Below are 18,456 nucleotides of genomic sequence, written 5' to 3' on the forward strand. Positions count from 1 at the left end.
GGAGAGCGTCGAATGAACGAGAACGATAACAACCAGGACACTGTGGACGAGGAACAGTCCGGCGACGTCTTGGAAGCCCAGCTCAGCCCCCTTGAGGAAGAAGGCGAGATCGCGGCCGACTACATCGAGGAGCTGCTCGATACCGCTGACATCGACGGTGACATAGACATCGAGGTCCGCGACGGCCGCACGTACGTGTCCGTGGTGACCGAGGACGATCAGGACGCCGAACTCGAGGCCCTCGTGGGGCCCAAGGGCGAGGTTCTGGATTCCCTGCAGGAGCTGGTGCGGCTGGCGGTACTGTCCGCCACGGAGCGTCGCAGCCGCTTGGTTCTGGACGTTGCCGGTTACCGCGAGGAACGTGCCGGGGCGCTACGCGAGATGGCGGAGCAGGCCGTGACCCAGGTTCAGTCCACCGGTGACAGCGTGCACCTGGATCCCCTGTCCGCTTACGAGCGCAAAATTATTCACGACGCCGTGGCCGAGGCCGGCCTGATATCCGAGTCCGAGGGCGAGGGCGCCGGTCGCCACATCGTCATCTCGGCAGCGGGCTAGGTCTGTGGCACAGTCACGCTCGTCCAAGGCGAACGACGCCGCTCCCGGGCCTTCACAGGCTCCCGCTGAGTCCAGGCCCGCTCCCGATCCACAGCCGGCACCCCCGTTGGAGGGTGCCGAGCTGGAGGCTGCTCAGCAGTTGTTCGGGGACAGGCTCGATCTGGCCAAGCGATACACGGAGCACTTGGCGTCCTCCGGGATTGTTCGCGGCCTGATCGGCCCGCGTGAAGCCCCCCGGCTCTGGGAACGTCACGTGCTCAACTGCGCGGTCGTGCAGGAACTGATCCCCGAGAAGGCACGGGTCGTGGACGTGGGGTCCGGTGCCGGACTGCCGGGTTTGTGCTTGGCGCTCGCCCGTCCGGACATCTCCATGACCTTGATCGAGCCGCTGGAACGCCGTGTGCAGTGGCTCAACGAAGTCATTGAAGACCTGGAGCTGACCAACGTCACGGTGCTGCGGGCTCGAGCAGAGCAGGCGAAGAAGGAATTGAAGAACGTTGATGTGGTGACCGCACGCGCGGTGTCCGCCCTCATCGGCCTGATCGACATCACCCTCCCCTTGCTCAAAGGTAGGGGTCAGCTCCTGGCACTCAAGGGGCGCTCTGCACAGGACGAGGTCGATAAGGCCAAGAAGAAGTTCAATCGTTTCGGTGTTCGGTCAGCCGAGGTGCTCACCGTGGGAGATGATCTGCTGAGGGAACCCACCACGGTGGTCCGCATCGAATTGTGATCCGGGTCAGTGTGAACGATCTCGCTGGGTAAGCTAACCCCAGAACAGTCTGTAACCGTCGGAGAGGACAAGTGGTACGAGTGGAGCAGAACGCCGATACTCGGGACAACCGAGCGCGCGGTCATGACTTCGGTCTTCCACCGGATCCCGTAGCACAATCAGAAAAGGTTGTTCCCGACCGAGGTCGTCATGTTTCACGTGAAACGGACACCCAGCACGGTACGGCAGCGCAAGAAGCAGTAGCGGATACCGCTCTCGGGAGGAAGCTCGTGGAAGAGAACAAACGTCGGGCAAAGCTCAAGCAGTCCAAGATCGACCCCCCTGCTGAAACCCGCTACATCACCATCAGTAACCAGAAGGGTGGCGTGGGTAAGACCAGCACCTCGGTGAACCTGGCTGTCGCGCTCGCGCAGCAAGGGCAGAACGTCCTGGTAGTCGACAACGATCCCCAGGGCAACGCCTCCACTGCCTTGGGGATTCCCCACGGTACGGATGTGGACAGCGTGTACGACGTCTTGATCGATGAGACTCCGATTGCTGATGTCGTACAGGAATCTCCGGAGATGGACAATCTGTGGGTACTGCCCGCCACCATCGACCTGGCTGGTGCGGAGATTGAACTGGTCTCCGTGGTGGCCCGTGAGCAGCGTCTGCAGCGTGCACTCAAGGAGTACGCCAAAGCACGCGAGGAACGTGGCGAACCTCGGCTCGACTACGTGTTCATTGACTGCCCGCCGAGCCTAGGTTTGTTGACCATCAATGCCTTCGTTGCCGCTACTGAGGTTCTGATCCCGATCCAGTGCGAATACTACGCTCTGGAGGGTCTGAGCCAGCTGCTGAACAACATCAACATGATTCAGAAGCACCTGAACCCGGAGCTGTCGGTGTCTTCCATTCTGCTGACCATGTACGACGGTCGTACCAACCTCGCGTCGCAGGTTGCGGACGAGGTTCGGCAGCATTTCCCCGATCAGGTGATGAACACGATGATCCCGCGCTCGGTTCGTATTTCCGAGGCGCCGAGTTATCAGCAAAGTGTCATCACCTATGACCCCAGCTCCACGGGTGCGCTGTCTTATCTTGAGGCAGCAGTGGAACTGGGGGCACGGTCCCCCAAGGGGTAGCACTTATGTTTCACGTGAAACATTGCTCAACGTTTCACGTGAAACATACTCCAGACACGTGGAAGCGGGTCGCGACCGATAGGGTCGCGGCCCGCTTTTGCGTGTTGAGAGGGGGGTCGAGCACATGAACCCGCTGCGCATGTTTCACGTGAAACATTTACAGACCCATGCGGTAAACACAGCCCGTGAAAGTTTGAAGAGAACAAGATGGCCCAGTAACCCTTGAGCGGAATCAACACGACTTCAAGGATTCTGGAGGCCGCAACACGGTATCGCGGTGTACTAGGACCGAATCGAAACCAAAAATCACGGATAAGATGAACGTCGGATAAACGACGAAAGGATCCCTGTGAGCGAGAAACGTCGCGGCCTCGGCCGTGGTCTTGGTGCCCTCATTCCTAGTGGCCCGGTGACGCAGTCTGAAACGGCTGAAAAGAAGGATGCCGTAACGAGTTCACCGGACCCCTCGGAAAAGAAGAGCCCTGCGCGGGCAGGACAACCGGACACAAAGAAAACGCCAGCTCCCCAGAAGACGTCTGCTTCGGGAAACGCATCTACCAAGGACTCGTCGAGCGCACCTAAAGACACAGAGTCGGGTAAGGAGACAGCGAAACGGAAGTCCGTTACGACCGACGGGAAGAAGAAGACAGAGAACCAGTCGGCCTCCACAACGAAGACGACAGCAACGACTAAGCGGTCGCCTCGCACTGCAAGGGCCAGCGGGAAGACATCGGCCGAGGGTCCGATCGCGGATGTTTCACGTGAAACATCCGCGACCCAGCAAAAAAGGGACGCAAGTCAGCCCAAGACTCCAGCTGCCGAGAATCAGGTTCAGCCCAAGAGCGGAAAATCATCGGCAAGAGGTCGCCGCGATATGGGGCAAGCGCTGCGAAGTACCACTACCGTGAGACGGCCAGTCGACATGTTCTTCTTGCCATCGGAGACTACTGAATCCGTCCAAGCGGACGGAACGGAGCATGAGAGTTCCTCTGTTTCATCCGAAACACCCGAACAAACCGACGAATCGGGCGAGGGTCGGCTTGCCGAGGCGAGCAATGTTTCACGTGAAACATTGGCCACGCCTGAGGGGGATGTCGACACTCCCACGAGCAAGGCAGACGGCCATAGGAAGAGTAGCCCCACCTCTAAGGGCGCGAACGACAAGGTGAGGTCGACGAGTACTGAGGAAGAGGCCACTGCAGCGGGTCGCCCGACTACGAGAACGAACGGCCCCAAGACCGAGAACGGGATAAAGGAGTCGGAAACGAGTTCCGCTGGGGAACAGTCCGGAGTTGCAGACGCGGGCGCCGTGGATGTTTCACGTGAAACATCACCGACCCAGAACAGCGATGAGAATATACAAGATCTCGCAATGGTTCCCGGAGCCCAGTTTGCCGAGATTGCCGTTGCGGACATTCACCCCAACCGAAAGCAGCCACGACAGGTTTTTGACGAGGATGAGCTGGCTGAACTAGCGTTCTCGGTCAAGGAACTGGGTGTTCTGCAACCCGTTGTCGTGCGTCCCAGTCGTGAAGGCGAGGGAGCCAAATACGAACTCGTAATGGGTGAACGTCGTTGGCGAGCCGTACAGAAGGCTGGCATGGATGCTATTCCCGCGATTATTCGTGAGACATCCGACGACGACCTGCTCCGCGATGCCCTCCTGGAGAACTTGCACCGGTCTCAGCTGAATCCCTTGGAAGAAGCGGCTGCTTATCAGCAGCTTCTGGAGGAGTTCGGTGCAACGCAGGATGAGCTCTCACAGCGTATTGGTCGTTCACGGCCTCAGATTTCCAACACCCTGCGCTTACTCCGTCTCCCACCTTTGGTGCAGCGCCGTGTCGCCGCGGGTGTCCTGAGCTCCGGACATGCCCGTGCGCTGCTCGGTCTGACGGATCCTGCCGAAATGGAACGTCTGGCTCAGCGCATTGTTGCGGAGGGAATGTCGGTGCGCGCTACCGAAGAGACCGTTGCCCTGTCCGATGGGCTCAAGCGGCACGCGACCAAACGGAAGACTGCTTCTCACCGCCACGACGATCGTTTGAACTACATCGCCGACGCGTTCTCCGATCGACTGGACACGTCCGTGAAGATTCAGCTAGGAGCTCGTAAGGGCAAGATGACCATTGAGTTCGCGACGGTCGAGGACCTCAACAGAATCATCGACGTCCTGGATCCCAAGATGGACGATCGCGGCTAATCTCGGGGCGAGCCGACGCCCAGTACCAACCTGACGAACAGAAATGTGGCCCCGATGTTTCACGTAAAACATCGGGGCCACATTCATACCCACGCGAGCGAGTCCTATTTGTTGTAGTACGCCTCAATATCGGACAAGCTCATGGTTCCGGTGGCCACGGTGTCATTGGACTGAACGAACATGCGCTGCAGAGCGCAGAGAATCGACTCTGCCAGCCGCTCCCGGTGTTCCGGATCCTCAAGCTGGCCACTGTCGCTGGAACTCGACAGGTACCCCAGGTCCACCCACACGGTGGGTGCGTCGGAGTATCGCAAGAGCTCCCACTGGCGAGCGTGACAACCAAGATCTTGGGCACCCGTGCGTGAGACGAGCTCTTTCAGGATATAGCGTGCCGCCATCTCACCAATGGGTGAATATGTCTCTGTACCGTCCTGGTTACCCCAGTAGTACGTGGCCACACCGTTGGCAGAGCCAGAGGTATTCCAGTCGCAATGCAGGGTGAGCACCAGGGCGTCCGAGTGACCATCGGTAGCAATCGCCTTGGTCTCTGCCGTGCGTACAGGTTCGCCGGCCTTGGTCGTGTAATTCTCGGTTCCGACCACGATGGGTGAGGCACCCACGTTGTTCAGTAGCTCGTAGGTGCGCAGAGCCACGTCGGTGGTGATGCGCTCCTGATCACCGGTGAACTGCTCCGGTGCGGATGGTGACACAGCTTGCCCGGATGAAGCCCACGGAAGCAGAATGATCACTCGCTGCTTGAGGGCATTCGTGGCCTGTTCCAGCCGCGCGTAGTCGCGGAGGGAGTAGGCCTTGGACGAGGTGATGTTCTTGTTGATCCTTGCCAACGCGGCAATGGTGTCGAGATCCACCACACCATTCGGTTCCAGACCCAAGTTCTCCTGCAATTCCACTACTGCGTAGTGGGTCTTGCGGCAGAACACACCATTCAGGTGACCGTAGTAGAAACCCAACCGGGAGAGGTTGGCTTGGATCCGCTCTACGTCCTCCCCGCGTAGGGGATGCTCGGCGTCGAAGTACAACGGTCGGTCACCCAGGGTGTACTGAGCCTGCGTCAATGCCGTTTCGGTCTCCGGACCGAGCACGCCATCCACGATCAGACCCTTGTTCTGTTGAAAGGTCCGCAGAGCGCCGTCGAGCGCTTCGTCGAAGTGGGACGGATCGGTCACGGTGTCCGGGGACAGACCAGCGGCACCTTCGCAGGCGCGGATCAGGCGATCACGAAGCCCCACCACACGCCTATCGGTCATTCCCAAGCGAAGGTTGGGCGTGTTTGGCTCGGGTGTCACTGGTCTTCCCCCTGACGGTTGTGAAATGTGACGTGCGTGAGCGGTGTGCTGCGCGCTCAGGCCGACGGGGTCAGGTAGTCCGCGAATTCTTTCTCCAGCGCCGACTTGGGCTTGGCGCCGATGGAGGTCTTGGCCAGCTCACCATTGGCGAACAAGTAGACGGCAGGAATGGAAGTGATGCCGTACTTGGAGGCGATGGCGGGGTTGTCGTCCACGTTCACCTTCACGACGTCCACGTTGTCCGCGTATTCAGCGGCAATGGCGTCCAGCACGGGTCCCAGCTGACGGCAGGGTCCGCACCATTCGGCCCAGAAGTCCACGATGGTGGGCTTGGAGTTCTCCAGCACCTCGGCCTGGAAGTTGGCGTCGGTGACATCCTTGGCTGCACTCATGTCGAGTAGTTCCTTTCAAACGGGTGGTTGACCGGCCTCAACGGCCGGTTCACCAATGGTTGAGATCGATTATGACAAAGTCCCCTGTGATCAGCTGTCCAGGGCGGCCAAGTAGTGCTCCACGTCGATCGCGGCAACACATCCCGAGCCCGCGGCGGTGATTGCCTGGCGGTAGGTGGCATCCACCACATCACCGGCAGCGAAGACACCGGGGAGGGACGTGGTCGAGGAGCGGCCGTCCACGGCAATAGTGCCGTCAACGGTCAGATCCAACTGATCCTTGACCAGATCCACGCGGGGGTCGGAGCCGATGGCCACGAACAAGCCGGTGATGTCCAGCTCTGAAGTTTCACCGGTCACGGTGTCCTCCAGGGTCAGGGACTCCACCTTGGTGTCTCCGTGAATGTCTTTGACGGCCTTGTTCCACAGGATCTCGATCTTTGGATCGTCGAACGCGCGCTGCTGCATGATCTCCGAGGCGCGGAACGAGTCACGGCGGTGGATCAGGGTGACCTTGGACGCGAACTTGGTCAGGAAGGTGGCCTCCTCGATCGCGGAGTCACCGCCACCCACCACGGCAATGTTCTGTTCCTTGAAGAAGAAGCCGTCGCACGTGGCGCACCACGAGACGCCGTGGCCGGACAGCCGTTCCTCGTTGGGCAAGCCCAGCTTGCGGTAAGCGGAACCCGTAGACATGATCACGGTGCGGGTGCGCAGCACGGTACCGTCCTCCACGGTAACGGTCTTGATCTCACCGTCGAGTTCCACGGAGGTGACGTCCTCGAAGCGAATGTCCGCCCCGAAGCGTTCGGCCTGCTGCTGCATGTTGGTCATGAGGTCCGGGCCCATGATGCCCTCGATGAAACCGGGGTAGTTCTCCACGTCGGTCGTGTTCATGAGCTCGCCACCGGCGGTCACGGAGCCCGCGATCACGATGGGCTTGAGGTCCGCGCGAGCCGCATAAATAGCGGCGGTGTAGCCGGCGGGACCGGAACCGACGATGACCACGTCGTGAACGGCGTCGTCGGAGGTGTCGGAGGTGCCCGGGGTGGTCTCCTGCGCCGCGGCCGGCGTCAGGTTCAAGTTCACGGCGTTCGCGAAGGAGGGGCCGAGATCATTGCTCACGTGTAGTAGACCTTTCTGAGGATTGCCGCGTGCGCGGCTGGAAACTACTGGAAGAACGTGCCGGTACGGTGTGAATATTCCGGGTGCTTACTGCACCGTTACTTCGCCGATGCGCAGGCCGTACTGATAGCCACCAATGGGATTGGTGAGCTGCGGCAACTGATCCCACACGACCAGAACATACTGATGCTCGCCGTCCTGCGCGGCCTGGTCGAGGGGCACGGTGATCTGCGGGCCCGTGAACGAACCGGTGCCCACCTGCTGCGCGCCGTCCATGGAGGGAGTGTCCGAGACGTACACGGTGAAGTTGCCACCCGTTCCGCTGGACTGGTCGATCGTGATCTCGGACAGCGGCGCGGGTTCCTCGAGTTCCACGGCCAGGCCCACGTAGTCGATCAGGTTGCCGAAGGCGGCGTTGGAGAAGCCGTAGCTGAGCCAGTAGGTGGACGGATTGTCGTCGATGGCTTGACTCAGGGTCGCGTCCGTGTCTGCCATGAAGTTGGGATCCGAGGTCACGCGCGTGACGTCCTGGGCCTGGGGTTCTACTTGATCATCGGCCGGTTCGCTTTCCTGGGGCGCCGACGTCGTTTGCTCGCCCTGCGGAGCCGGGTCCGAGTCATCGCCGCCGAACTGTCCCGTCAACGACCCCAGCGCCCGGAAGCCGAAGACCACCGCGGCCAACAGGACCAGGATCAGCAGGAGCAACAACAGGGCCCGCAGGGGGCCGTTGCGCTTCTTGCCGGGCGACTCGGGGTCGGCGGTGGCCTCGGCACCGTGACCGGCACCTGAACCACCAGCGGCTCCGGCCGCGGCCTCCGGGTAGTCGGCGTCAGCGGAGTCGGAGGTTGCGTGTCCGGCGCCTGTGGCGTCGCCCCGAGAAGAGGTACCGGTTCCAGAGGCATTCGTGGCTCCGGCCGCACCAACCGCTCCCGCAGCACCTGCCGCGCCCACGGCACCCGCACCGGCCGCGGCCGAGCCACCGCCCGAGCGAGCGGATCCGTCCTTACGGTGGTCATCGCGGTGGCCCTTGTGGTCGTCGGAGTACTCATCGACGGGCTCTTCCCCGCGCTCGATGGCTTCGTCCGTTGCGGCGACCCCCGCGGGGGTCGCGGCACCGGAGTGGCTCTGACCGGGGGTCTCGTCCTCGATCACCGGGTAGCCGGTGAGTCGTTCGGGTTTCCCCTCGTTGGCTTCGAAGCTTTCGTAGCGGTTGTCGCCGTCATAGGTGGGGTCGATCTTGCCTGCGGCGGCTGCGGAGGCACCCACAGCGGCACCGCTTCCTCCGGCTGCGGCGCGATCGAAGAGAGTGGAACGGGTGGACTCGGGGTCCACCTTGCGTGCCCGGCCCAGCTTGTTGCGCACCGAGGGCGCGGCGGGAGCGTTCTCGTAGGCCTCGTACTCGTCGTCGCTCCACTTGGTCACGGCGGGCTTCCGCGCGGCCTGGGCGTCGTCGCGCGGCCCAGTGGCATCGTTGGATGCGTTCGCACCGGTTCCTGCGGCGGGCACGGCCTGGTGCGGCTGCGTGGGGTCCGGTTCCTCGTAAACGTAGGGGGAAGCCGGCGCGGTGCGGGAATCGCCGAAGATGTCGTCCGACAGGGATTCGTCCTCGAGCTCGTTCTCCGCCACGAGCAGGGTGTCCAGTAGATCAGCGGCGGGCGCGTAGGAGGTCACCACATAGGTGGTGTCGTGGGTCTGTCCGAGATCGAGGATCTGGAAGCGGTCACTGCCCGAGCCCGAGGCAAGGGAGCGCGCATTGGCCACCATGAGCTGTTCGTGGTGGTCACCGGGCACCAGGATGGACACCCGGCGCCGCAGGATCTGGTCCTCACCCTGCAGGACGTGATCATCATCGGCGCTGGTCAGCAGCGACGCGGTGACCTGGTAGCGGCCTCCCAGAACAGTTCCGAGCGCAATGGGCTGGGACACAGCGAACTCCCTCGAGTTACGGCGCCCGGCACGGTTGGCGGGCACGACGACAAACTGTTGCGCAGTCTACCGGCCCAGGCGAGCCTTCAACGGGCCGATCAACGATCCGAACTCCTCGACCCGGAACACCTTCATGGCCAGCAGATACACCAGGCCCATAGCCACACCGCCCACCATGACGGAGAGGAACGCGGTGACCTGGTTCTGCCACGGGAATCCGCCCGTGTCGTAGCCGCCCATGAGCCACAGGGCGACGACGCCGCCCAGGCCGGCTACCAGCGAGGCCGCCAGGATCCGCGCGTGGGCACCCAGGATGCGAGCGACGTCGTAATCCCCGATGCGGCGCTTGAGCGCGAAGTGATAGAGGAGTGTGGCCAGGATGTTCTGGGCGGCGTAGCAACCGGCCACGGCGAAGACCATGTATTCGGGCGGCAGGGCGCGCGCAATGGCCACGGCCGCGATGACCGTAAAGATTGAGACGATGACCTGCACGATGAACGGCGTGCGGGCGTCCTCTTGTGCGTAGAAGGCGCGGCCGAGCATGAACGCGGTGGACATGAACGGTGCGCCGATCGCGATGACCGTGATGACCTGGCCGATTACGGCGCCGGCCGGGGCGATGCCACCGGAGAACATCATGCCCAGCGGGCCCGCGTACACGATGAGTGCGACCATGCAGAAGACCGTGGCCACGCTCGTGATGCGCATGCTGGAGGACAGCGAGGAGACCAGGCTGTCGCGGTCCTTGGCGTCCGCGGCGGCGGCCATCCGGTTGAACAGGACCGTGGCGATGGACAAGCCGATCACGCCGTGGGGCAGCGAGTAGAGGAGAGAGGCCTGGTTGAGGGCGGTGACACCGGCAATCTGCTCGGACACCCCGCCGGAGGGGTCTACGTTACGAGCACCGGTGGGGATCGCGGCGGTCCGGGTGAGGGCAAGGAACGCGAGGTTGGCGATGACGCCGGTGGCCAGCGTCCAGCCGCCCAGCTTGGCGGCGGTGGAGAGGCCGATGCCGCGCCAACCGAACTTGGGGCGCAGCCCCAGGCCCAGGCGCTTGAGCGGCCAGAAGAGGATGAGAGCCTGGGCGATCACGCCCACCGTGGACATGCCCACGAGCCAGAAGGTCTGGGCCGAGGTCCAGTTCTCCAGGGTGTGGGGCGTGCGCGCGAACGGACCGAACTGGTAGATGAACACCACCAGGCCTGCAATCGCAATAATGTTGTTGAGCACGGGAGCCCACATGTACGCACCGAAGGCACCCTTGGCGTTGAGCACCTGACCCACCACGGTGTAGAGGCCGTAGAAGAAGATCTGCGGGAACGTGATCAGGGCGAACGTGATGGCCATGGTCAACTGGCCTTCGGACCAGCCCGGGCCCATGATGCGGATGATGGGGATCGCGCACGCGACCACCACGGCGGTCACCCCGAGCAGTGCGAGTACGGCCAGGGTGATGAGCCGTGAGATGTAGTCCGCGCCGGCGTCGGGGTTCTTGGAGGCCTTGATGATCTGCGGAACCAGCACGGCGTTGAACACACCGCCGGCGATCAGCACATAGATAAGGTTGGGCAGGTTGTTGGCGAGTTCGAAGACGTCCGCCATGGTGGTCAGGGAGCCGATGGCCACCGTGATCAGCAGCGCCTTGGCGAAACCGAGAACCCGGGAGATCAGGGTTCCTGACGCCATGATGGCGCTGGAACGCGCACCGGATCTCTGCATGAAACAGGCCTTCCTGCACGGGGAATGGAACGGCAGTCACCGCGGAACGGATCCGCGGGCGCGATTACAACTGATGAATGATGTATTCCCGAGCGATGTCAGCAATGCGCCGCTCGTTGGGGAAGGACAGCTTACGGCCAAGATCGTCGATGCCGGACCACGCGACATCCACGGCCTCGTGATCCGGGTCGTTTTCCGTGGTCAGGAAGCCGCCGATGGCTTCCAATAAGAAATGGTGCACGGTCTTGTGAACGCGGTGCCCGGAGACGGTGAACCAGTAGTCGATACTGCCCAGCGGAGAGAGTACGCGGCCCATGATGCCGGTTTCTTCCTCGATCTCGCGGACAGCTGCTTCTTGGTTGGTCTCATTGCCTTCAGGGTGACCCTTGGGGAGGCACCATTCCAGGCGACCACCGCGATTGATTCGAGCGATGATGGCCACCGGATGCGTGGGATCTTCGAGGTTCACCACAATGCCGCCGGCCGAGACTTCTTCCACCGTGGGCAGCGCGGAGACCGGTTGGTTCGGTCGCCTCTTGGGCGCGCTAGGGACGGGAAAAGCCATGCCTACTACCTTAGCCACATTCCCCGAGCACTCCCTGACCCGGGATTCGCTGGGCCAGGGAGCGGTGGAAGAAATGAGACAATTACGCCCATCATGACGCAGCTGTTCGATACCTCTTCTCTCCACCCCGTCTCCCTCGAGCTGGGGCGGCTTTTTGCCGACGCCGGATACGAGTTGTCTCTGGTGGGCGGGCCCGTACGGGATCTGTTCCTGGACCGGGACGCCCTGGACCTGGACTTCACCACCAACGCGACCCCGGACCAGACACTCGCGGTCATCAAGAAGTGGGCGGATGCGCACTGGGAGATCGGACGGGACTTCGGAACGATCGGCATGCGCAAGGCCGGCCTCCAGCTCGAGGTCACCACTTACCGTGCCGAGGCCTACGATCCGGATTCCCGCAAGCCCGTGGTCGCGTTCGGGGAAGACCTCACCGAGGATTTACGACGCCGCGACTTCACCGTCAACGCGATGGCCCTGCGGTTGCCGGATCTGGAGCTCGTGGATCCGTTCGGGGGCATCAAAGATCTGCATGCCGGTGTGCTGCGCACCCCGGGCACACCCGAGGACTCCTTCACGGACGATCCTCTGCGCATGATGCGTGCCGCCCGCTTCAGCTCGCAGTTGGGGCTGGAGGTGGCCGAACCTGTGCGCGAGGCCATGACGGACATGGCGGAGCGGATCGAGATCGTCTCTGCGGAGCGGGTGCGCGAAGAACTGGTCAAGCTCGTGTGCGGTGCATATCCCCGTCGTGGCATAGAACTGATGACGGACACCGGTCTGGCACAGATCGTGCTCCCGGAGGTTCCCGCGCTCAAGCTCGAGACGGACGAGGCGCACCACCACAAGGACGTCTACCAGCATTCCCTCACGGTAATGGAACAGGCCGCGGAGAAGGAATCGGATGCGGACGGTCCAGTGCCCGGTCCGGACTTCGCCCTGCGCTTCGCCGCGCTCATGCACGATGTGGGCAAGCCGGCCACGCGCCGGTTCGAACCCAGCGGTGCCGTGAGCTTCCGCCACCACGAACTGGTGGGCGCCAAGCTCACGCGCAAACGGATGAAGGCCCTGCGCTTCGACAACGACACCATTAAGAAGGTCACGCGCCTGGTCGAACTACATATGCGTTTCTACGGATATGGCGAGGCGGGCTGGACCGACTCCGCCGTGCGTCGCTACGTGCGCGACGCCGGGGATCAGCTGGAACGCCTCCACCGACTGACCCGTTCGGACGTGACCACTCGCAATAAGCGCAAGGCCACGCGCCTGGCCAATGCCTATGACGACCTCGAACGGCGGATCGCCGAACTGCGCGAACAGGAACAGCTCGAGGCCGTGCGTCCCGAACTGGACGGTCAGCAGATCATGGAGATCCTGGGCATCGGCCCGGGCCCCGAGGTGGGTAGGGCGTACAAGTTCCTGCTCGAAATGCGCCTGGATGAAGGTGCCGTGGGTGAGGACGTCGCTCGCGAACGGCTCATCGAGTGGGCCAAGTCCAAGGGCATCGGCACGGTCTGACCGCACTACCTGCCGGGTAGCCACTGAACTGGTTCGGTGTTGCCAAGCTGTGCAGGTCTGTCCCGAGGGCCGGACGAGGCGTGCGAGAGGTCCGCGAGCGGCGTCGTAAATTGTGGGGCCGGATCGCGCCACAAGCGCCGAACCGGGCGGGGCCGTGGAAGACTAATGCCGTCCCTGTGTCCACCGGAGGAGTGCGTGCATGAGCATGGAAGGCGCCAAGAAGCGCGGCGGCGGTAATTCCGGCCTGCTGTTGCTCGGCCTGGGCCTCTACACGGTCATGATGGCGTACCTGCTGCGCGTGCCGTGCCGAGTGCCCAACTGGAACCTCGCGGAGGACGTTCCCGAACTGTGCGCCACGGTGATCGGCACCGGCGACATGGGCGTGCGTTCCACGGACGTGGCCAACGGCTTCTTCACCGGCGGGCCCACCGGGGATCAGCCCGTTCTGGTGGGCATGATCACCACCATCATCGGATGGTTCGCCTCCAACCTCTCCTCCCTGTTGGGCATCGACGTGGACCAGGGCATTTACCTGGACCTCTCCCTCATTCTCTTGGCGCTCGTGTGGCTCGCGATCGTGGCCGTGGTGTCCTCGCTCAGCGGCTCCCGGAAATCCGACGCCTTGGTCATGGCGCTGGCACCCGTGGTGGTGCTCGTGGGCTTCCAGACCTGGGACCTGTGGGCCGTGCTCTTCATGATGCTCGCCCTGCTCGGCTACGTGCGCGGTAACCCGGCGCTCGCGGGATTCATGGTGGGCTTCGGCGCGTCCGTGGCGTTCTTCCCCGTGGTCGTGCTGCTGGCCATCCTGATCATGGCCGCGCGTCACCGGTTCATCAAGGACTTCATCAGCGCGCTCATCTGCGCCGCCATCGCGTGGATCCTGATCAACGGCACCTACATGCTCACCGCGTGGGATCAATGGCGGGCGCAGTTCAACACCATCGTGGATTCCGATACAGAGCAGTCCTCGTTCTGGAACGTATGGAACAACAACATCGAACCGCGCACCGGGGTGGCCCTGGACGGCGGAAACGTGGGTCAGTACGTGCTGCTGACCATGGTGCTCGGTCTCGTGTTCGTGCTGCTCATCTCGCTGTTGAGCCGCCGGGAACCATCCGTGGTGCAGGTGATGTTCCTGCTGCTGGCCCTCTACGTGCTGCTCGCCAAGGACTACTCGCTCAACTATGTCGTGTGGTTGGTGCCGCTGGTGATCCTGTGCCGTCGCAACTGGATCGAGTTCGGCCTGTGGCAAGCGGTCGAAGTCCTCTACTGGGCGACCGTGGTGTTGCCGGCCGACGCCTGGCCCACCCTGCCGTGGGTCGAACAGTTCGGCTGGGCACCCCAGGACATCCTGGGGGTCATCCGCTACCTGTTCCTCATCTACTTCGTGGTGGCCGTGGTGATCGACATGTTCCGCGGACGCAAGGCGCTGGCCCTCGGGGTCTCGGCGCTCAAATGAACGAACTCGCGTGACCCTGCCGAGATGGCGGCTCGCAAGTGACCCGCGCGTTCCGTGGGATTATAAAGTAAACCTGTTTATTACTGTCCGTCGGAAAGAGTTATGAACAAGCCCTCAATCCAGTCGGTGGCCAATTGGCAGCCGCCGACCTGGCGATCACTGCGCAAGCCGCTGCTGCTGATCCTTGCGGGCGTGGTGATCGTAGTGCTGCTATGGAGCACGGTGATCAACTTCTTCCTGGTCTCGCGCGATCCGCAATCCCCCGTGGAGGCGTACCTCGGTCAGTTGGAACGCGGTAGTGCCCGGCAGGTGCTCGCCCCGCTCAGCATCGCCACCAGCGACCCCACGGTGCAGATCCTGCCCAACTCCGTGTATCGGAATTCTCACGACCGACCGGTGGGCCACGAGGTTGTTTCCGTGTCCGAACACGGGACCCAGGCGGACGTGGAGGTGGACGTGCGCATGGGCGACGGGCAGACCCACCGCGTGACCTACACGGTGGACCAGTTGGTCTCCACAGGATTCCTCAACGACACGTGGCAGCTCAATGACGTGGACGACGTGATGGTGGCCGTGAAACTCCCCGCTGCCGTGGACGCGCTGTCCGTCAACGGTCAGACCGTCCGGCCCGACGCCGCCGCGTTGCGCGCCGCCGATGACACCGCCGCCCGCACGTGGCAGTTCGAAGGCTTACCCGGCAGCTACAACGTGGCTATGCCGGATGACTCCTACCTGGTGGCCAGTAAACATGCCGTGGGGGGCATCAATATCAGTGACCCGCAGGCGCTGGCGCTCGAGCTGAGCTTCGGGCCGTCCCCGCGCATGTGGGAGACCGTGGACCGGGAAATCGGCGTGGTGCTCGGTGATTGCGAAAGTGGGCGTCGTCTGGATCTCGAGAAGTGCCCTGCGCCGAGCTCATGGGCCAAGGGCGCGGCGTCGGGATCGGAAACCGCGCAGCCGGATGCCCTGCCGGACGGTGTGACCGACGTGAAGTGGGAGCTGGAGAGGAGGCCCGCGCTGGTGCTGCAACCGGAGGACAACGATCCCCTGACGTTCCACGCCCAGCGCTACCGCCCCGCCGTGGCCAAGGTGACCTTCCGAGAAGACGGCCGCACCAAGACGGAACGTGTGGAGTTCGGTTTGGATGTCACCACGCGATCGACCGGGAACAACATCACCACCGATGTGCAATTGCGCCGAGCGCTGACCGACACCGAACGGGCCTTCGACGCCTCGTAAACTTGAGGTAGTCGAAGAGGGAGTCACCGTGGCCCAAGAGCCGGAATACTACAAACCTCAACCGCTGCCCCCGCGCGACGGCGCTCGCGCCGGTGGGCACCAACCCAACGGCGGATATCGCCAGGGCGGTTTCCAACAGAACCCCGGAGCGTCCCAGTGGGGTCAACCCCGCCAGGGCCCGGCCGTGGTCAACGTGGTGGGCGGCAAGTCCGCCCTGTTGTCCTACGTGTTGTGGTTCTTCCTGGGCTGGTTGGGCGTGCACAAGTTCTACCTGCAGCAGCCGTTCCAGGGAATTTTCTACGTTCTCCTGTGGGCGATTGGTTGGTTCACCACCCCGATCATCATCGGCTGGTTCATCCTGGGCCTGTGGGGACTGCTCATGATCATCGACCTGTTCCTCATTCCGTTGCGGGTCGCCCAGCTCAATGCGCGGCTGGCCCGCCGCGTCAATGGCTACTGAGCCGCAGTTGTAGTAAACTCGGCAAGTCTGTGTGCCGTTCGATACGCGATCGGTACCGACAAACGCACAGAACCTCCTGCTGCGGAAGGACCGCAGCCGCTTAGCCCGAAGGAGGTGGGTTCTTTACATGCGTGAATACGAATTGATGGTGATCCTCAACCCCGAGGTCGAGGAGCGCGCCGTTGAGCCGACCCTCAAGAAGTTCCTCGAGGTAGTCACCAAGGAGAACGGCACCGTCGACAACGTCGACATCTGGGGCCGTCGTCGCTTGGCCTACGAGATCCAGAAGAAGGCCGAAGGCATCTACGCCGTTGTGAACTTCACCGCTGAGCCGCACACCGCTCAGGAACTGGACCGTGTCCTGGGCCTGAACGAAGCCGTGATGCGCACCAAGATCATCCGTCCTGAAGAACAGAAGATCGAAGCCAAGTGAGTTGACTGTGCGGTCCACCCGGACTGCACAGGGCGTCTCACCACGGCCCTGACGGGTCACCCCCGTGAGATGCTTCAGAACAACCCACTACGTCTCGCATCCAGCGTCCACAGATACCGGAGGTTCACATGGCTGGCGATACCGTCATTACAGTGATCGGCAATCTGACCGCCGACCCCGAACTGCGCTTCACTCCGTCCGGAGCCGCGGTGGCCAATTTCACGATTGCGTCCACCCCGCGTGCCTTCGATCGGCAGTCCAACGAGTGGAAGGATCAGGAAACCCTGTTCCTGCGCTGCTCGGTGTGGCGTGAAGCCGCGGAGAACGTGGCCGAGTCCCTGACCAAGGGCACTCGTGTGATCGTTCAAGGTCGGCTCAAGGCACGCTCTTACGAGACCAAGGAAGGGGAGCGTCGCACCAGCCAAGAACTGGAAGTCGACGAGATCGGCCCTTCCATGCGGTACGCAACCGCCAAGGTCAACCGGAACTCGCGCGGTGGCGGCCAGGGAGGCAACTCCTACGGCGGCAACCAGAGCTTCGGTAACTCCGGCGGCGGTGGCGGATTCGGAGGCGACTCCGGATTCGGTGGCGGCCAGCAGGGCGGCGGCTTTGGTGGAAACCAGGGCGGCAACTTTGGTGGCGCCGGTGGCGGCAACCAGCAAAGCGGTTTCAGCGGGGGTAACCCCAACGCCAGCCGCGGTGGTGGTCAGCAGCAGCGTCCGCAACAGGGCAACGATCCTTGGGGTCAGTCCTCCGGTGGTAATTACGACTGGGGTACCGATTCCGAAGACGAGCCCCCCTTCTAAACACACTTATCCAACCCATCCCGCAGGAATGCCTGCGGGCTCCGCATCCGAAAAGGAGCACCACGATGGCCAAGGCTGAAATTCGCAAGCCGAAACCAAAGCAGAACCCGCTCAAGGCGGCAGGCGTCACCGAGATCGATTACAAAGACGTCGCTCTGCTTCGCAAGTTCATCTCCGACCGCGGCAAGATCCGTGCACGCCGCGTGACCGGCGTGTCCGTTCAGGAGCAGCGCAAGATCGCTTTGGCGATCAAGAACGCTCGTGAAGTTGCTTTGCTGCCCTACTCCGGCGCCGGCCGCTGATCTGAGAGGACTGAGAATCTATGGCAAAGATCATTCTGACCCACGAAGTTTCCGGGCTGGGTTCAGCCGGTGACGTGGTTGACGTGAAGAACGGCTACGCCCGTAACTTCCTCTTCCCGCGCGGTTTTGCAACCCCCTGGAGCCGTGGCGCTGAAAAGCAGATCGAATCCATCAAGAACGCACGTGCCGCTCGTGACCTGGCTTCCCTCGAGGACGCTCAGGCTCTGGCTGCCAAGCTGACCTCCACCACCTTGACCGTTCCGGTCAAGTCCGGTGCTGAGGGCCGCTTGTTCGGCACCGTGCGCGCTGACGACGTTGCCAAGGCTGTTGAGGCCTCGGGTCTGGGCTCCATCGACAAGCGTCGTGTCGAGCTCACCCAGCGCATCAAGACCACCGGCGTGTACCAGGCCGTGGTTCGTCTGCACGAAGAGGTCAACGCGAACGTCGAGTTCGAGGTTGTCCCCGCCTGATTTCATCCCCTGGACATCCTTCGAGATGTCCGTGGAATGTGATTGAGAAGAACCCCGCAGGTCGCTGACCTGCGGGGTTCCTTTCTGTGCGTTTGCACGCTCTGACCAGCACTTATGACTTTCCCA

General features: G+C 62.6%; 18 protein-coding genes. 12 read left to right on the forward strand and 6 right to left on the reverse strand.

All coding sequences use genetic code 11. The features are described 5' to 3' along the window. Window positions 1–12: 12 nt before the first annotated feature. The 4 genes from EWV37_RS04955 to EWV37_RS15635 all read left to right on the forward strand — a co-directional run bounded on the left by EWV37_RS04955 (window position 13) and on the right by EWV37_RS15635 (window position 4,609). Entirely contained in the window at window positions 13–555 is a 543-nt protein-coding gene (locus EWV37_RS04955; RefSeq protein ID WP_129700184.1) for a Jag family protein, read from the forward strand. A gap of 106 nt (window positions 556–661) precedes the next feature. After that, window positions 662–1,285: a 16S rRNA (guanine(527)-N(7))-methyltransferase RsmG gene (rsmG, locus tag EWV37_RS04960; protein ID WP_129700313.1), complete on the forward strand. Its 624-nt coding sequence runs from the start codon at window positions 662–664 to the stop codon at window positions 1,283–1,285. 269 nt (window positions 1,286–1,554) lie between these two features. Next, entirely contained in the window at window positions 1,555–2,409 is an 855-nt protein-coding gene (locus EWV37_RS04965; protein WP_095797198.1) for a ParA family protein, read from the forward strand. A 922-nt stretch (window positions 2,410–3,331) separates the two neighbouring features. Next, on the forward strand, window positions 3,332–4,609 hold the full coding sequence (locus EWV37_RS15635) for a ParB/RepB/Spo0J family partition protein (protein WP_420843749.1): 1,278 nt from the start codon (window positions 3,332–3,334) through the stop codon (window positions 4,607–4,609). A 104-nt stretch (window positions 4,610–4,713) separates the two neighbouring features. Here EWV37_RS15635 and EWV37_RS04975 read toward each other — a convergent pair whose 3' ends face one another. The 6 genes from EWV37_RS04975 to EWV37_RS05000 form a co-directional block, all read right to left on the reverse strand. Continuing rightward, window positions 4,714–5,877 carry an N-acetylmuramoyl-L-alanine amidase gene (locus EWV37_RS04975; protein WP_095797196.1) on the reverse strand — a complete coding sequence of 388 codons (1,164 nt, stop codon included), beginning with the start codon at window positions 5,875–5,877 and terminating at the stop codon, window positions 4,714–4,716. Between the two features lie 95 nt (window positions 5,878–5,972). Next, window positions 5,973–6,308: a thioredoxin gene (trxA, locus tag EWV37_RS04980; protein ID WP_095797195.1), complete on the reverse strand. Its 336-nt coding sequence runs from the start codon at window positions 6,306–6,308 to the stop codon at window positions 5,973–5,975. Between the two features lie 90 nt (window positions 6,309–6,398). Then, complete coding sequence (gene trxB / locus EWV37_RS04985; protein ID WP_129700194.1) at window positions 6,399–7,433, reverse strand: thioredoxin-disulfide reductase; 1,035 nt, start codon at window positions 7,431–7,433, stop codon at window positions 6,399–6,401. Between the two features lie 87 nt (window positions 7,434–7,520). Beyond that, the gene (locus tag EWV37_RS15475) at window positions 7,521–9,359 is read right to left on the reverse strand and encodes a hypothetical protein (protein ID WP_165189250.1); all 1,839 of its coding nucleotides are present in this window, start codon (window positions 9,357–9,359) and stop codon (window positions 7,521–7,523) included. A gap of 66 nt (window positions 9,360–9,425) precedes the next feature. Beyond that, complete coding sequence (gene murJ / locus EWV37_RS04995; protein WP_095797192.1) at window positions 9,426–11,078, reverse strand: murein biosynthesis integral membrane protein MurJ; 1,653 nt, start codon at window positions 11,076–11,078, stop codon at window positions 9,426–9,428. 64 nt (window positions 11,079–11,142) lie between these two features. Next, window positions 11,143–11,643, reverse strand: a complete 501-nt coding sequence (locus EWV37_RS05000) for an NUDIX hydrolase (protein ID WP_129700196.1) — start codon at window positions 11,641–11,643, stop codon at window positions 11,143–11,145. 93 nt (window positions 11,644–11,736) lie between these two features. On the opposite strand from EWV37_RS05000, the gene EWV37_RS05005 reads away from it, so the two are divergent. The 8 genes from EWV37_RS05005 to rplI all read left to right on the forward strand — a co-directional run bounded on the left by EWV37_RS05005 (window position 11,737) and on the right by rplI (window position 18,330). Continuing rightward, window positions 11,737–13,161, forward strand: a complete 1,425-nt coding sequence (locus EWV37_RS05005) for a CCA tRNA nucleotidyltransferase (RefSeq protein ID WP_129700198.1) — start codon at window positions 11,737–11,739, stop codon at window positions 13,159–13,161. A gap of 199 nt (window positions 13,162–13,360) precedes the next feature. Next, window positions 13,361–14,620 carry a glycosyltransferase 87 family protein gene (locus EWV37_RS05010; protein WP_095797189.1) on the forward strand — a complete coding sequence of 420 codons (1,260 nt, stop codon included), beginning with the start codon at window positions 13,361–13,363 and terminating at the stop codon, window positions 14,618–14,620. A gap of 102 nt (window positions 14,621–14,722) precedes the next feature. Beyond that, the gene (locus EWV37_RS05015; RefSeq protein ID WP_129700200.1) at window positions 14,723–15,859 is read left to right on the forward strand and encodes a hypothetical protein; all 1,137 of its coding nucleotides are present in this window, start codon (window positions 14,723–14,725) and stop codon (window positions 15,857–15,859) included. A 28-nt stretch (window positions 15,860–15,887) separates the two neighbouring features. Beyond that, on the forward strand, window positions 15,888–16,319 hold the full coding sequence (locus EWV37_RS05020; protein WP_095797187.1) for a TM2 domain-containing protein: 432 nt from the start codon (window positions 15,888–15,890) through the stop codon (window positions 16,317–16,319). A 127-nt stretch (window positions 16,320–16,446) separates the two neighbouring features. After that, complete coding sequence (gene rpsF, locus EWV37_RS05025; RefSeq protein WP_095797186.1) at window positions 16,447–16,752, forward strand: 30S ribosomal protein S6; 306 nt, start codon at window positions 16,447–16,449, stop codon at window positions 16,750–16,752. A 128-nt stretch (window positions 16,753–16,880) separates the two neighbouring features. After that, window positions 16,881–17,558: a single-stranded DNA-binding protein gene (locus tag EWV37_RS05030; protein WP_095797185.1), complete on the forward strand. Its 678-nt coding sequence runs from the start codon at window positions 16,881–16,883 to the stop codon at window positions 17,556–17,558. Window positions 17,559–17,623: 65 nt separating this feature from the next. Further along, window positions 17,624–17,860, forward strand: a complete 237-nt coding sequence (gene rpsR / locus EWV37_RS05035; RefSeq protein WP_016998183.1) for a 30S ribosomal protein S18 — start codon at window positions 17,624–17,626, stop codon at window positions 17,858–17,860. 20 nt (window positions 17,861–17,880) lie between these two features. Next, window positions 17,881–18,330, forward strand: coding sequence for a 50S ribosomal protein L9 (rplI, locus tag EWV37_RS05040; RefSeq protein WP_095797184.1), 450 nt, complete (start codon window positions 17,881–17,883; stop codon window positions 18,328–18,330). Window positions 18,331–18,456: the final 126 nt, after the last annotated feature.

The organism is Kocuria carniphila, from assembly GCF_004136555.1.
Taxonomy (GTDB): Bacteria; Actinomycetota; Actinomycetes; order Actinomycetales; family Micrococcaceae; genus Kocuria; species Kocuria carniphila.